Source organism: Synechococcus sp. WC10meta (assembly GCF_047461475.1).
Map to the genome: position 1 here is coordinate 89,358 of NZ_JANSHF010000008.1, position 13,797 is coordinate 103,154.

A 13,797-nucleotide genomic window follows, 5' to 3' on the forward strand; every position below is an offset into this window, starting at 1 on the left:
TAAAAACGTTTTTTGCCAGGTAACAGCTTCCAAAAGGCCTCACTGGGATAGTCTAGGCTCTTTTATGTTCGCTACTTTACTTACGCATCCCCCCTTGAAGTTGAGCTTTCTAGGAATGCTAACTTGCCTACGAACCCATATGCTCTACAGTACATAGAGCTGAAGGAGATAGACTGTTGCCCTTAAAACAGGCTGGTGTCTTCCTGTAAGCTAATCTCCGCTTAGAATACTAGCTCTTGAGGTGAACTGACTCTCGATGAGGCGGCAAATTTGCTGGGCGGCTGTGCCGTCACCGAAGGGGTTTTTGGCTTGTGCCATGCGGGCGTAGGCTTGAGGGTCGGTAAGCAACTCCCGAGCCGCCTCCAGGATTTTTTCGGGGTGGGTGCCGACCAGGCGGGCGGTGCCAGCAGCAATCGCCTCGGGGCGTTCAGTGGTTTGCCGCAGCACCAGCACCGGCTTGCCCAGGGCAGGGGCCTCTTCCTGAATGCCACCCGAATCAGTGAGAATGAAAGTACAGCGCTGCATGGCGCTTACCCAGCAGGGATAGTCCAAGGGATCAGTGAGAAAGACCCGCTCCTGGGATCCCAAAAGCGCTTGCAGGGGCTCCCGCACGACTGGGTTGGGGTGGAGAGGTAAAAGAATAGCCGTATCAGGGAACTCAGCCAAAAGTCGCAGGAGAGCCTTGGCAATGGCTTGAAGGGGATCCCCCCAGTTTTCCCGCCGGTGTATGGTAACCAGCAAAACGCGATAGCGCTCCCAGTCTAGGCCGGGGATAGGACAAGGGATCCCAAGGGAAGCCACCTGCTGTAGGGCATCGATGACGGTGTTGCCCGTGCAGTAGATGGATCCCACCACGTGGCTGCGCTTGAGGTTTTCCACGGCCTGCGGCGTGGGGGCAAAGTGGAGGGTAGCCAACTGGGAGATGAGGCGGCGGTTGGCCTCCTCGGGAAAAGGGTGGTAAAGATCGTCGGTGCGCAGACCGGCTTCCACATGCCCCACGGGAATGCGTTGGTAAAAAGCAGCCAGGGCGGCAGCAAAGGCTGTGGTGGTGTCACCCTGAACCAAAACCAGTTGGGGCTGTTTCCCCTGCAAGTAGGGTTCTAGGCCGCGCAGGGTGGCTTCGGTAATATCAGCTAGGCTTTGGCGAGGCCGCATGATCCCCAAGTCCCAGTCCGCCTGGAGGCCAAAAAGCCGCATCACCTGATCCACCATCTCTCGGTGTTGCCCCGTCAGGACGACCTCGGTGCGCAGGTAGGGACTGGCCCGCAGGGCCTGGATCACTGGAGCCAGCTTAATGGCCTCGGGCCGCGTACCCAAGATTACAGAAACCAGAGGAGGGGAAGCCATGGGATCAAGGGCAATGGACTAATCTGCTCCGGAGGGCCTTTGGTCGGCAGGGTTCTCAACAGAGACTATAGCCGCCCTTGTCGTGAAGACCTGCCCCACTTTAGCTCTGTCAACAGGCAACCTGGTGGCAGCTCCACCTCCACACGCCCACTAGAACAGATGAAGAGGGATCCTGCAGCCCCCGAAGTCGAAGCGGAGGAACAAGAATCCCTCTCTTTAGGTTGGGTTTTAACGATCTTCTTTCAGCTTTTATCGCACAAAATGATAGTAGAAATGTTGGCTGTGGGAGAAGGCAAAGCTACTGCTAGGCTTAAATCCACTCCATTTCGTCACAGATGAGAGTAAACACCGTTGCGCAAGTGGCCACCAGCAGCGAGAAGAGAAGGGGCTTGCCGTGAGCTATGCAAACCCCAGCAGCCAAGGAGGCGCCAACAGCAGCAGAAAAAGTGCGGCCTGCCCAATTACCCTTGGAGGGTTTGTCAAAGGGGTTAAACTTGTTAGACATTTCAACCCAAGAGAAGGTAAAGAGTGTTTCCCAGAGTCTGTTTCAGGCTACCATCCTCAGAGGCTATTTCGGCATGATTCAGAGCTGTTCTCAATATTTCTTCGCCTAGGCTTCAATCTTTCGTAAAATTGCACTCAGGCGCTCGTAACCCTCCCGCCGCAGCCAGCTCAACTGCCGCCCTGCCTGCACTAACCAGTGGCGATCTCTAGGGCTGGCGGATGACAGCAACCACCAACTCCTTGTTGGGAATGCCGTTGAGGCGCAGCAGGGTGTACAGAAACTACTCCCACATCTTGCCCTCAGAGCAGGAATAGGGACGGGCGCGGCGGCAGATACTGACAAAGCCGGCGATGGCGGCGCGGAAGTCGCTAAAACTTGGGGTTGCTGCTCCCGCAGCTGTTGGGGGAAAGACCCAAAGCTCTGGGTCGGTGAACTGGGTCAACAGGCGTGATGGCTGCATAGCAAACCACTCCGTAGATAGAGCAGGCAGGGTCGGGAAGGCCAGGCGTTCCAGCTCAAGGACCTGGGCCACAAAGGTGGCGGTGTTGGCTTCTACCACTTCCCCCAGAGCAAAGGGGGGCAGGGAGGTGGCTTAGAATTGCATCCTGCCTCCAATATGGAGCTCTTCCTAGGGTGGGCTGAGCCAGAGTTTACGCTAGTCTGGTTGCTGGTGGCGGGCATGGGCTCGCTGCAGGGCCTGCCGCACTGCGGCAAAACCGGTTCCCCCGGGGCTAAGCCGCGCAGCCACAACCTGACGGGGATCGATGGCCGTAAAGATATCCTCCTCAAAGGCCGGGTGAAAGCTTTTCCAGCGCTCCAGGGGCAAATCCTTTAACAGGATCCCTTCCGCAAGACAGGTGCGCACAATCCGCCCCACCAGGTCGTGAGCAGTGCGAAAAGGCACTCCTTTGCGCACCAGGTAGTCGGCTACATCGGTGGCATTGGAAAAGTCTGCCTGCACCGCGGCCTCCAGGCGTTGGGTTTGGAACTGGATCCCTTCTCGCAGGAGGATCCGCATCGCCTCTAGGCAGGCTTTGACAGTATCGACAGTATCAAAAAGCCCCTCCTTGTCCTCCTGCAAGTCTTTGTTGTAGGCCAGGGGCAGCCCTTTGAGGGTAACCAGGAGGGCTTGCAGATGCCCAAACACCCGCCCGGCTTTGCCCCGCACCAGTTCTGCCACGTCGGGGTTTTTCTTCTGGGGCATAAGGCTAGAGCCGGTAGCACAGGTATCAGTGAGGGTGACAAAGCCAAACTCCTGCGAGGCCCAGAGGACGATCTCTTCGGAGAGGCGGCTAAGGTGAACCATGATCAAGCTGGCGGCGGCGTGGAACTCTACGAGGAAGTCGCGGTCGCTCACTGCATCCAGGCTGTTGGCACTGATGCGCTCAAACCCCAGCAGATGAGCAACAAACTGCCGGTCGATGGGCAGGGAAGTACCGGCTAGCGCCCCGGATCCCAGGGGACAGACGTTGACCTCCTCCCGCACTCGCCCCAGCCTTTGCCAGTCCCGCCAGAACATCTCTTCGTAGGCCAAAAGGTGATGGGCTAGGCTAACGGGCTGGGCCCGCTGCAGGTGAGTGTAGCCGGGCAGGATTGTCTCCACGTGCTGGCTAGCCAACTCCAGCAAAACCCCTCGCAGCTCCCAGAGAGAATGGCGGATGACGTCAATTTGATCCCGCAGGTAAAGGCGCAAGTCGGTGGCCACTTGGTCGTTGCGGGAGCGGCCGGTGTGCAGCTTTTTCCCCACCTCCCCTACCAACGCTACCAGCCGGCGCTCGACGGCGTAGTGGACATCTTCAGCCTCTGGGTCAGGCTGAAAACTCCCCTCGGCTGCCTCTTTCTGGATCTGCTCCAGCCCTTGCCGGATTTGCTCCGCCTCTTCCCGGCTCAGGATGCCGCATGCCCCCAGCATCTGCACGTGGGCCAGGGATCCGGCCACATCGTAGGGCAAAAGGCGAATGTCAAAGCCTATGCTGGCGTTGAAGCGGGCAATTTGGGGGTGTAGGGATCCCTCGAAGCGGCTGCTCCAGGGACGGGGGGTGGAAGGTGAGGTTGGCTCAGGCATAGGAACCAGATGACTGCCGTGGAAACAAAAGCCTGCCTTGCAACGGCTAGAAGACCCCTGCCAAAGCCCACCTAGCCTTAGTGGGAGCTGGTGATGCTCTTGAGCATGTAGCCCGCCACCAGCCCTATCAGAAGCGCCCAAATTTGGCCTGATTCCACAAAGTTGTTCCAACCTTTGCGGATATCGCCCAGCACATCTTGGCGGAACACCTGGGCAACGATGGCCTTTGTCTGCAAGGCGGGCGGAGCTGGCAGGTAAGAGGAAGTGAAGTTCATGCCCATACCTCCGGTAAAGCTCAAGTAAAGACGGACAAATTCCCCTAGGTAGAGAGTACTGTAAACTCTGCACATCACACTAGGGCAGGTGAGGTTCCGTCCCACTAGCGCAAACGGTAGCCCTACCCTTGGCCATCCAACTACAGACCTTCTGGAGCTAGGCGGCCTCAGGCTCCGGCAACACCTTCAGCACCACCAGGGTGGTATCGTCCACCGGCATAGGTCGCAGGGAAATTTCCTCCCGGAACAGGAGCTCTAGCTCCACCGCTGGCTCTGGGACAACAAAGTGGACTCCCTGGCGGCCTCGGAAAGCATCCATCTGCGCAAAGAGACTTTCCAGGATCTCCTCTGGCGACTCGTAGCAGCTGGCAGCCCGCTGGATAGCATCCATTAGACCGGCAGTCTCCAGCCGCTCCCCGCGGGTATTGGCAACCTCAATATAGCCATCGGTGTAGTAGACTACAACATCTCCTGGCTGCAGTTGCACACAGCTTTCTGAGTATTGGCTGTGCTCCTCCAAGCCAATCAGCGCCCCTTCTGTATCCAAAGGCTGAATCTCACGGGTGCGGGCCTGCCACCAGAGGGGAGGGTTGTGGGCGGCGTTGCCAAAGCACAGGCGACGGGAGCAGGGATCGTACTCCGAGTAAAACAGGCTGATAAAGCGACTGGAGTTTTTGAGATCGCTGTACATGGCCCGATTGAGATGTTGGAGAACGCGGGCCGGCGAGTGGCCGTTAAGAGCTTCTGCCCGCACCATGGCGCGGGTCATGCTCATTAGCAGCCCGGCAGGTACACCTTTGCCCATGACATCCCCAATGACAATCGCTAGGCGAGAGTCTGCGGAGGGCTCAGGCGGTTCCACCCGGTTGCTGGCCGGCTCTGCAGAGGCAGGCCCCTTCGGGATCTTGATGAAATCGTAGTAGTCGCCCCCCACTTTGCTGGCTACGCGGCAGCGGGCTGCCAGTCGAATGCCCCGAACTTGGGGGTATTGGCGGGGCAACAGTTGGGTCTGGATGTAGGAGCCGATCTCCATTTCTTTTTCCAGGGCCATTCTGCGGCGCAAGGCTGTCCGCAGGCGCTCATTCTCGATGGCTACACCCGCTTGGTCAGCCACTAGGCGCAAAAGTTGCTGGCGAGGCTCGGTCCAGTGGTAGTTGGGCTGGCGGCTGAAGACGTACAAGCGACCCTGGACAGAGTTACGGATCAACAGCGGCGTGCCAAATAGGCGCCCATCCGGCCCCAGGCTCTGGCGCAGACGCTCGTCCAGAAGATGTTCAAGAGCTGGGATCTTCACCGCCAGGGATCCCTCTAGTTTGAGAAGAGGCTCCTGAGCCGATAGGGCCTGGGCAATCTGCTCCATCTCGGCGCGAATCTGCTCGCGGCGCTCGAGATCGAAACAGTGCAGTTGATCCAGTTGAATAGTGCCGTTGGGGTTAAACAACACCAGCGCTCCCCCCTCAGCCCCAGTGAGTTGGCTGGCCACAAAAGCCGTGAACTCCAGGATCTGGTTGAGGTTATTGAAGGAGCGCAGGGCAAAAGCCAATCCTCCCAACAAGTACAGCATCGACTGCTGGTCTGCCCCCACTTCAGCTTTGTTGGCCCGACTGGGCAAGAGGGCTGGCGGCTCCTTCTCCTTGGCAGTGCCAAGCCTAGAGCGGGGATCCTCCTGCCCTGAGCTGGGAGTGCTCGGGTCGGTTGTGGACGGCAGCGAGGCAGGCAGAACTTTGGGAGGAAGCAAGGAGTCCGACCAGGACAAACCTGCCCGCCCGGCGGGCGGCTGGGCCGGTAAAGCTTTTTGCGGGCTGTGCTCCTCCATGGGGAAGGTAGAGCCAATCCCTCAGAAACATAACGATGCAGTCTAGCAAAGATAGCACAGGCTCTACCCCGTCTTCTCCCAAGAGCTCTGCTTGAGTTAATGTTGTCGAGATGTTGTCGAGGTTATTGGCGGCTACGCCCTTTTGGGCTGACGGGATCCCTGACACACCTCTCGGTAGAGCTGTTCTAGGAGGCTGAGGTTGTGGCTGAGGGTGTAGCGCTCCAGAACCCGTTGGCGGGCTTTCATTCCCAGCAGTTGGGTAAACTCCCGCTGATCCCGCAAGAGGGGCAATAGCGTTTGCAGCTCCACCGTCACTCGGCTTGGATCCAACAGGATCCCGGCTCCGTCTGCCAGAACCTCGCCATCGGCGCCGACGTCAGTGGCCACCGCCGCTACCCCACAGGCCATCGCCTCCAACAGCGACAAAGACAGCCCCTCGATCAAGGAGGGGAGAATGAACACGTCGGATCCCCGCAAGATCTCAATGCGCTCCTGCTCGTCGGCAACATAGCCCAGCCAGTAGATCCCGTGCTGGCGGGTGTAGAAGGGCTTGAGGGTATTGAGCAGGGGTCCATCCCCCACAATGAGCAGGCCGCACTTTTCCCCCATTTGAGCCTGCTTCCAGGCTTTGAGCAGGGCCTCGACATTCTTTTCCGGCGAGATCCGCCCTTGGTAGACGAAGACCCGCTCTAGCCCTAGCCGTTGCTTGAGGGTGGAGGGCCCCGGCGAATACTTGTCAACATCGACGCCATTGGGAATGACCACCACCTGCTCGCTGCCCACCCCCAGTTTGACCAGGACCTGGCGCTGCGTTTCCGAGAAGACGATGGTGCGATCGTAGTGGGCCAAACAGGGGGCATAGAGCTGATAGGCCAAGTATTGGGTGCGGGAGGCGATGTTGCGCCGCCGTCGGTCAAAAGCTGGGTGGAAAGTGGCCACTAGGGGCTGGTTGAGCTCAGCACAGATCTCCGGCAACGCAAAATCAATGGGCGAAATGGTCAAAGAAGCATGCACCAAATCCGGCTGCAATTCCCGCAGGGCTTGCTCCAGCAACCGCCGGGCGTTGGGAGCCGGGATCGTGTAGATCTGCGACTTGTAGAGACAGGGCAGAGAGACATCCCGCCCCTCCAGCTCGGCACGCCAGTTGCTCCCCGGACGGGATCCCCCCTCAGCGGCGGCCTCTTCGTTGGTGAAGTGGAAAAAGCTCACCTGATGGCCCCGCTCCAAAAGGCCGTTGGTTACCTCGCGGCTGTAGGTGACGTTGCCACAAAAGGGTGTTTTCTTGCCTATCCAGGCAATGTGCATGGGTGGATCCCTACGCTGCTAGAACGGTTAAACCTCCCATAAGGTTAGCAGACGCGGATCCTCGCTTTGCTTGCTGCCTGGCGGGGGAAAGCTAGCAGCAGCCCGACAGCAGGACGGCGCGTAGCTATGGGGCTGCTCCTAAGCTCTGCCTTGCACTGCCGTCAGCGGCGCGGAGGGCTTGGGGAGGCCGGCACCGCTGCTGGGAAGGAGCAACATAGCTAGAGCTGGCGAAGAAGTCAAGCCTCTCTATTCAACAAACTCCAGAAGTACATTCCTGCCGACGCATTTAAGACTGCCAGGGCAAGAAACGTCCAGGAAAGGCCCAGATAGGTTTCCGCTACCCCTGTCAACACCAGCGGCAAGCTGAGGGCAATGTTAACGGCATTGTTGAGCAACCCAAACACCTTGCCCCGCAGATGTTCAGGAGTTTCCTCCTGGAGCAGAGTTTGCATCGGCACCGCCACCAAAGCCCCTCCACAGCCCAGCAGGGCAATCCAGGCTAAGCTGGGAAACAGCTTCCTCTCTGTCCACGACAAAGCCACCAGCGCCAGAGACAGCAGGAGGGATCCCAGCCCGCTCCAGGCCCGACGGCTTACTCCTCGGCCTATGTGCCCTACCCAAAAGGCGCCAATCCCCATGCCTAGACCGGCAGCAGCCAGCAACACTCCAAACTGATCGGCTTCCAGCTCCGCCATCACCTCCGCCATCCGCACTGCCAAGACCGCCAGCGCTGCAAACAGCGAGTAGAGCACCACCATCTGCAGCAGGGCTGCGCGGACCAGGGGCATTTGCCCGATGTACTGTAGGCCCAGCTTGAGATCTTCCCAGAGATGGGGAGCTTCCCAGGAGCGGGAGTCTAGCTTCTCGTGCGGTTGCAACAGCAGCAGCAGGGATCCCGCCAAAAGGTAGGCTCCCCCCACCAACAGCTCTGGCCCCACCTCCCAGCCAGGCAACCAGGCGCGCACCCAACGATCCGCCAGCGTCAACAGCGGCTCGCCAATGGCAAAGCCGACAACCAGCGAAGCCATCATCGTCGTAGTGTAGAGGGAGTTGGCCGCCAACAGCTCCCGCCTGGGCAGGATTAGCGGCAGAGTGGCCTGTTCGGCAGGGGCAAAAAACTGGGTCAAGACAGAGACGGCAAAGCTAATCAGCAGCAGCCCGCCAAAGCCCAAAGGGATCCCTGGCCAAAGGTCACGCCCCGCCGTCAGCCAGAGCAGCAGCGGCAGCAGCAGCACTAGGATGCCGCGCACCACGTTGGAGAGCACCAGCACGGCCTTCTTAGGCCAGCGATCCACGAATACCCCTGCCAAGCTGCCCAACAACACTGCCGGCAGGGTAAAGGCCAGCATAACCGCCGCTACCCAGCCGCTGATGGAAGCCCCCTCTGGCTGAAACCGCTTGGAGGTCACCCCAATCAGCAGCACCAACAACACCTTGTCGGCCAGCTGGGAAAACACCTGCCCCATCCACAGCAGCAGGAAATTGCGTCGGCCCAGCACAGCCGCGAAGTTTCCCAGGCCTGTCCCTGAGAAAGGGGGATCCGCCTGTTCTAGCTTCTCCGTTGGGCTGTTCTCTTTGGGATCCTCGGGAGGCGGCTCTGGCAAGGGATCCCCGGCTGGGCCCCCTGGCAAGCTAGAGGCAGGGCTTGTTATCGGCTCAAGGGGAGAACCCAGCTCCTCTGACTTCAGCGTCTCCATAGCCGCTGTTGACACTAAGTAGAGCTCCGCTCCCTCTTGCAGCCAGTCCCTTCGTTGTTCCCAAGTCATGGTGCCCCCGCCCAGCCTATCTCCCTCCCCCACCTTTCCTGCTGCCCGACAGCCTTGCTGCTGCTGGGGCGGGAGAGGTGCCCTAAGCCCTAATCTTAAATTTTGACCTAGCCTGCAATCAAACCCGCCTCTCCGGCCACCTTTAGGGCAGCTTACCCCTCGCTGCCCAGCTTGTCCTTCTGGGCGCAGCAAGGTGCCAAGGCAGCAATGGGGACAAGCCTCTCAGCTTTCCGACAACGACAGGGAGCGCAAGGGATCCGGAATCGACTCACTGGGGGCCACAAAGCTGCCCTTTTCCACAAAGCCAAGGCGCACCGCCAGCCAGCGAATGAAATTCTCGTTAGTCGAGACCACTGCCCCCAGCGGCTCCTTCAACTTGTTGCGCAGGGGTTTTAACTCGGGAGCTTCCATGAAAGCTGGCTGGGGCACCCAGTGGAAATCAATGGGGCGATGCTGCTCCGCGTAATGTCGCCGACGCTCCTCCAGCACCTCCTCCAGAGGTTCAGACCGCAAAAAATCTAGACTGCCAACGATGAAGTGATAGGTAGTGGGCTCAGTGGCAGGCATACTTTCGGAGCTTTCCTACTGCGAAAAGGATAGAACCTAGCTGCCAAAGTCCAGCTTCTTAAATTCAGCCAGTCAGTGGGTGGCCTTGAGCAGATAGGGGGCCGGGTCGCGAGAGCTACAGCGAGGCTGACAGGCCTCCAACTGCTGGAGGACAGGCAACCGTGCCATCACCTCCTCAGGGGGCATAGGGTGTTCTGCTGCCTGCTTGAGGGTAGCAAGAGCCTGCGCTGCCCATTCCCGTGCCCAGGGGGGAGTTGAAGGAGTCTCCCCCTGCTCCAGCAGCTCCTGGCAGAGGGCTGTCGATCGCTCCAAGTCGCCACTGCCCTGATAGGCTATGACCAGGGCCACTCGAGCCAGAGCACATTCCTCCGAGCTTACCCTGGAGCTACTGCGCTCCCCCTGGCGCGGCGAGCTCCCTTGAATCGAGCAGCAGTAGCAGAAAGACTCAAGAAGGTTGATCGCCTCTAGGTAGCGCTCCTGCTTCAGTGCAGTGATGCCGGCACGGAGGGATCCATAGGGAGGAGACATGAGCCTAAGTAAAGGATATGGATACCAACCACCTTCCCGCCCAAGGGCTCGGTGGCCTGGCTTCGTATCAAGTTTGGTGCCTGCTACTACTATACCCCTAGGTAGACTACTGCGAATCTCTTCTTGAGCTTTTGGCAAGGGCGCTCAACTCTTACGGGCCAAGAGGTAAGTGCTAACGTAGTGGGTTTCTCGGCGCAACACCTCACAGCCTGCCCGCTGCAGGCGCGCTCCCAGATCGTCGCGGATGTAGTCGCGGTAGTAGGGCTCGTGGAAGGTTTGCGCAAAAGCTTCCATCGTCTCCTCCAGCTCCGGCGAATCCAGCAGCTGCACCGAGTCGCAGACGACAACCACGCCCCCTGGCTTCACCACCCGGCTGATCTCGTTGATGACGTTTTGCCGAACCGGGCCAGGCAGCTCGTGGAAAAGAAAAACGCTGACAACTGCATCGAAGAAAGCGTCAGCGTAGGGCATGGCCTCGGCGTTGGCGCGAATAAGCTGCGGCAGCTCCCCGGGCAACTCCTGCAACAGCCGGTTGGCCTTGCGCAGATAGGCAGGAGAAAGATCCAAGCCATACAGCGCCGCCTTGGGCAGGGATCCCCGCAAAAGGCGCAGCATCCGCCCTGTGCCACAGGCTACGTCGAGGATGTGGGGAGCAGATAGGTTGGGATCGAGGGCATCCTTGAGCAGGCGGATCACCCGTCGCCGCATCGCATCCGCCGTACCCCCAAACAGCAACTCCACCTGCAAGTCGTAGAGCTCAGCCGAGCGATCGCTCAGGTAGCCGTTGGTTTGGTAGTGGAAGTTCTGAAGGTAGTATTTTGGGTAGCCCTCTGTGGAGATGTCTGGAGAAAACTCTTGGTAGCGCCGGCCGTGTACCCGTCGGGCAATCTGGGGCAGTTCCAACCACACCGCTGGGTAATAGCGGGCAAAGTCCAGCCAGGGGTTGTCGAAGAGAAGCGCGTGAGGGTAGTAGCCTGCTTCCGCATCTTGCCAATCAACTTCTAGAAGTCGCTCGTAGCGAGCCCGCAACTCCTGCAAAGTAGCTGCGCTCACCTTCACCCGCTCCCGCGGTGGCAGAGGCTTGCCGGAGACAAAGCTCTGCAGCTCCCTGAGGGCAGAGAGCATCAGTTCGGCAGCTTGGGTGGAGAGGACCTTGTGGGCAAAGCCGAAGAGGTTTTTGCCCCACTGAAAGGCACGGTAAGCAGCCTCCCCCACCGGCGATGGGATAGGCAGCGACAGCTCGGGGCTTAACTGGAAGCTCATGACCCTGCCAGTGCAAACGGGTTCTTAACGTTTGTTTACAATGCGATAGTAGATTATAGCAAGGCGGCCAGGGTGGGCCGACAACCGCTAGGCGGCAAGAGAAGCCGGCAAATTGGATCCCTGAGCACAACCTCCGCCAAGCAGGAGAGTACTCTAATGGTGGGTTTCCACTTGCCTCCTGAGCTCAAGGAAGGGGCAGATCAGGCTGAACTGATGGGAAAAGCCATGACGACCAAAACGGTGTTGGTCATTGACGATAGCATCATGATCCGCAAGATGGTGGCCAGCATCCTGGCTGACCATTTCCAGGTGCTGGAGGCCAAAGACGGACCGACGGGCTTGGAGGTCGCCAAAAAGCATCACCCCGACCTGATCCTGCTGGATTTTGTCATGCCCAAGATGGATGGCTACGACACCCTCCAAGCCATCCGCCGCGAAGACAGTCTGAAAAATACCCCCGTTATCATGATGTCGGGGATGAAGGAACAAGTAACGGCCCGCATCCCTGAGCCTTTTGTCGACTTCGATTTTATCGAAAAGCCGTTTGAAGCGGAGACTCTTCTGGCTCAAATCCAAAAGGCCCTGCAGGTGACTCCTGCGGCGGCAGCGGAAGCGGGATCGGAAACCAACACCCAGTTGCTCTTGAACAAGCTCACCGCCATCGAGACGCTGCTTATCCAAGGTACGGAAAACCTGATCCAGCGGGAAGTAGTGACGCGGCTTGCCAACCTCAACCAGCGCCTAGATCGTCAGGAGTCTCACAGCGCTAACCTAGAAGAGCAAATCCGTAAGCTCACCAGCGAAGTGGAACGGCACAGCCAGGGCTTAGCCCTAATCGTCAAAGAGCTGCGGCATATCCGTAAACTGTTGGGGGGTCTTGATGGCTGAGCAAAGCTTTGAGCGCGCCTACCGACACCTGGATGCGGTGACGGCCCTGTTCGTGGCGGTGCTGCTCATCTCCAACATCGCCTCGGCCAAGATCGTGCTCTTGGGGCCCTTTACCTTCGATGGCGGCACCATTCTTTTCCCCCTCAGCTACATTTTCGGCGACATCCTCACCGAGGTCTACGGCTATGCTCGCTCGCGGCGGGTGATCTGGCTGGGGTTTTTCTCGGCAGCCCTGATGTCCGTGACCTTGATGATCGTGGGATCCCTGCCGGCAGCCCCTGATTGGCCCCACCAGGAAGCCTACGACCAGATCCTCGGCCTTACCCCCCGTATCGTGCTGGCCAGCCTAATTGCCTACTGGAGCGGCAGCTTTGCCAATGCCTATGTGCTGGCGCGCCTGAAGGTGTGGACCCGGGGACGCTGGTTGTGGACGCGCACCATCAGCTCGACCCTGGTGGGCCAAGCAGTGGATACGGGCCTGTTCATTCTCATTGCCTTCTGGGGAGTTTTTCCGAACCTAGTGAGCCTCATCCTCTCTAACTACGTGTTCAAGTGTGGTGTCGAAGTGGCCTGTACGCCCCTTACCTATGCCATCACTGGCTGGCTGAAGCAGCAGGAGCAGGAGGACTACTTTGACGTGGCAACGGACTTCAACCCTTTCCGAATCCAGGTTGTATCCAAATAAAGCTGCTCCCTTGCCAGGCGGGCCAGAGGGAGGGGCCCCAGTTTTGGTATAGTCAGATCCTATCTACCCTGCTGCCGGTGCGCAGTGAGTAGTCGCCCGCTGTTGCTGGGAGCTTTTATCCAAAACAGAACCTTTGGGAGGGATCCGTAAAGATGATGCTCATTTTCCAAATCGCTCTGTTGGTGCTGGTGCTCTACAGCTTGCTGTTGGTGGTGGCGGTGCCGGTGCTCCTTAGCTCGGCCAGCGACTGGAGCCGGGCCAAGAATGTCCTTTTGGTGGGATCCCTGCTCTGGGTGCTGATGGTACTCGGGGTGGGGGTACTTAGTTTCTTGAAGTGATCCCTCCAGCGGGATCCTTCGACACCCATCCCCCAAGCTTCTAGATGTTGTAGGGCATTAGGGCGGCGAAAAAACTGCGCATTCCCGCACCCGACTGGGCTCTGGGCGCTCTTGTTAGAAGGGCTCTCCTCTGGTCCTTGATTCACTGGACAATCAGCCACTTTGTGGCATAGCCAACCTCCTGTCTTGACGTAGATGGGCTGAGCTAGTAGGCTTGCGGGTACATCTTTTCTGGTAGGCACTTTGCCTAGGCTAAAGTTGGATCCGTCTTTAGCCTGTGTGCCTTAGGTGGGCAAGGAGCACCTACCTGCAGCTCGCGGGGAAGTGACGCCTGTGGAGATCCCTCTGGCGGGGTGGTAGGGGTGGACTCTGCCACTAGCTACGGGTCGTGGAAGCAGGAAGAAAGCGTCAACCTGGAGCAAAAGTCCGCTTTTGTCCAGCGTTGTATA

Annotated in this window: 14 protein-coding genes; 3 read left to right on the top strand and 11 right to left on the bottom strand. The window is 58.8% G+C overall.

The features are described from left to right. Positions 1-210: 210 nt before the first annotated feature. The 11 genes from wecB to NW804_RS06040 form a co-directional block, all read right to left on the bottom strand. Positions 211-1,347, bottom strand: coding sequence for a non-hydrolyzing UDP-N-acetylglucosamine 2-epimerase (gene wecB / locus NW804_RS05990; protein WP_414423104.1), 1,137 nt, complete (start codon positions 1,345-1,347; stop codon positions 211-213). Positions 1,348-1,657: 310 nt separating this feature from the next. Then, the gene (locus NW804_RS05995) at positions 1,658-1,852 is read right to left on the bottom strand and encodes a hypothetical protein (RefSeq protein ID WP_414409645.1); all 195 of its coding nucleotides are present in this window, start codon (positions 1,850-1,852) and stop codon (positions 1,658-1,660) included. A 280-nt stretch (positions 1,853-2,132) separates the two neighbouring features. Then, positions 2,133-2,411 carry a hypothetical protein gene (locus NW804_RS06000; protein ID WP_414423105.1) on the bottom strand — a complete coding sequence of 93 codons (279 nt, stop codon included), beginning with the start codon at positions 2,409-2,411 and terminating at the stop codon, positions 2,133-2,135. Between the two features lie 96 nt (positions 2,412-2,507). After that, positions 2,508-3,917 carry an argininosuccinate lyase gene (argH, locus tag NW804_RS06005; protein WP_414423106.1) on the bottom strand — a complete coding sequence of 470 codons (1,410 nt, stop codon included), beginning with the start codon at positions 3,915-3,917 and terminating at the stop codon, positions 2,508-2,510. Between the two features lie 77 nt (positions 3,918-3,994). After that, complete coding sequence (locus NW804_RS06010; protein ID WP_414409647.1) at positions 3,995-4,267, bottom strand: hypothetical protein; 273 nt, start codon at positions 4,265-4,267, stop codon at positions 3,995-3,997. 82 nt (positions 4,268-4,349) lie between these two features. Beyond that, a complete protein-coding gene (locus tag NW804_RS06015) occupies positions 4,350-5,804 on the bottom strand; it encodes a PP2C family protein-serine/threonine phosphatase (protein WP_414423107.1) in 1,455 nt (484 codons plus the stop codon). A gap of 336 nt (positions 5,805-6,140) precedes the next feature. Beyond that, the gene (locus NW804_RS06020; RefSeq protein WP_414423108.1) at positions 6,141-7,313 is read right to left on the bottom strand and encodes a glycosyltransferase family 4 protein; all 1,173 of its coding nucleotides are present in this window, start codon (positions 7,311-7,313) and stop codon (positions 6,141-6,143) included. 236 nt (positions 7,314-7,549) lie between these two features. Beyond that, entirely contained in the window at positions 7,550-9,079 is a 1,530-nt protein-coding gene (locus NW804_RS06025; protein WP_414409649.1) for an MFS transporter, read from the bottom strand. 222 nt (positions 9,080-9,301) lie between these two features. Continuing rightward, positions 9,302-9,646 (bottom strand): MgPME-cyclase complex family protein, encoded by a 345-nt coding sequence (locus NW804_RS06030; protein WP_414393331.1) that lies wholly within the window; start codon positions 9,644-9,646, stop codon positions 9,302-9,304. Between the two features lie 72 nt (positions 9,647-9,718). Next, complete coding sequence (locus tag NW804_RS06035; protein ID WP_414423109.1) at positions 9,719-10,174, bottom strand: hypothetical protein; 456 nt, start codon at positions 10,172-10,174, stop codon at positions 9,719-9,721. Between the two features lie 144 nt (positions 10,175-10,318). Next, a complete protein-coding gene (locus tag NW804_RS06040) occupies positions 10,319-11,437 on the bottom strand; it encodes a class I SAM-dependent methyltransferase (RefSeq protein WP_414423110.1) in 1,119 nt (372 codons plus the stop codon). Positions 11,438-11,593: 156 nt separating this feature from the next. Between NW804_RS06040 and NW804_RS06045 the strand changes: the two genes are divergently transcribed. The 3 genes from NW804_RS06045 to psbZ all read left to right on the top strand — a co-directional run bounded on the left by NW804_RS06045 (position 11,594) and on the right by psbZ (position 13,348). Next, positions 11,594-12,325 (top strand): response regulator, encoded by a 732-nt coding sequence (locus NW804_RS06045; RefSeq protein ID WP_414423111.1) that lies wholly within the window; start codon positions 11,594-11,596, stop codon positions 12,323-12,325. Then, complete coding sequence (locus NW804_RS06050) at positions 12,318-13,010, top strand: queuosine precursor transporter (protein WP_414405393.1); 693 nt, start codon at positions 12,318-12,320, stop codon at positions 13,008-13,010. The genes NW804_RS06045 and NW804_RS06050 overlap by 8 nt, the downstream gene beginning before the upstream one ends. Before the next feature lie 152 nt (positions 13,011-13,162). Continuing rightward, on the top strand, positions 13,163-13,348 hold the full coding sequence (gene psbZ / locus NW804_RS06055; protein WP_414409653.1) for a photosystem II reaction center protein PsbZ: 186 nt from the start codon (positions 13,163-13,165) through the stop codon (positions 13,346-13,348). Positions 13,349-13,797: the final 449 nt, after the last annotated feature.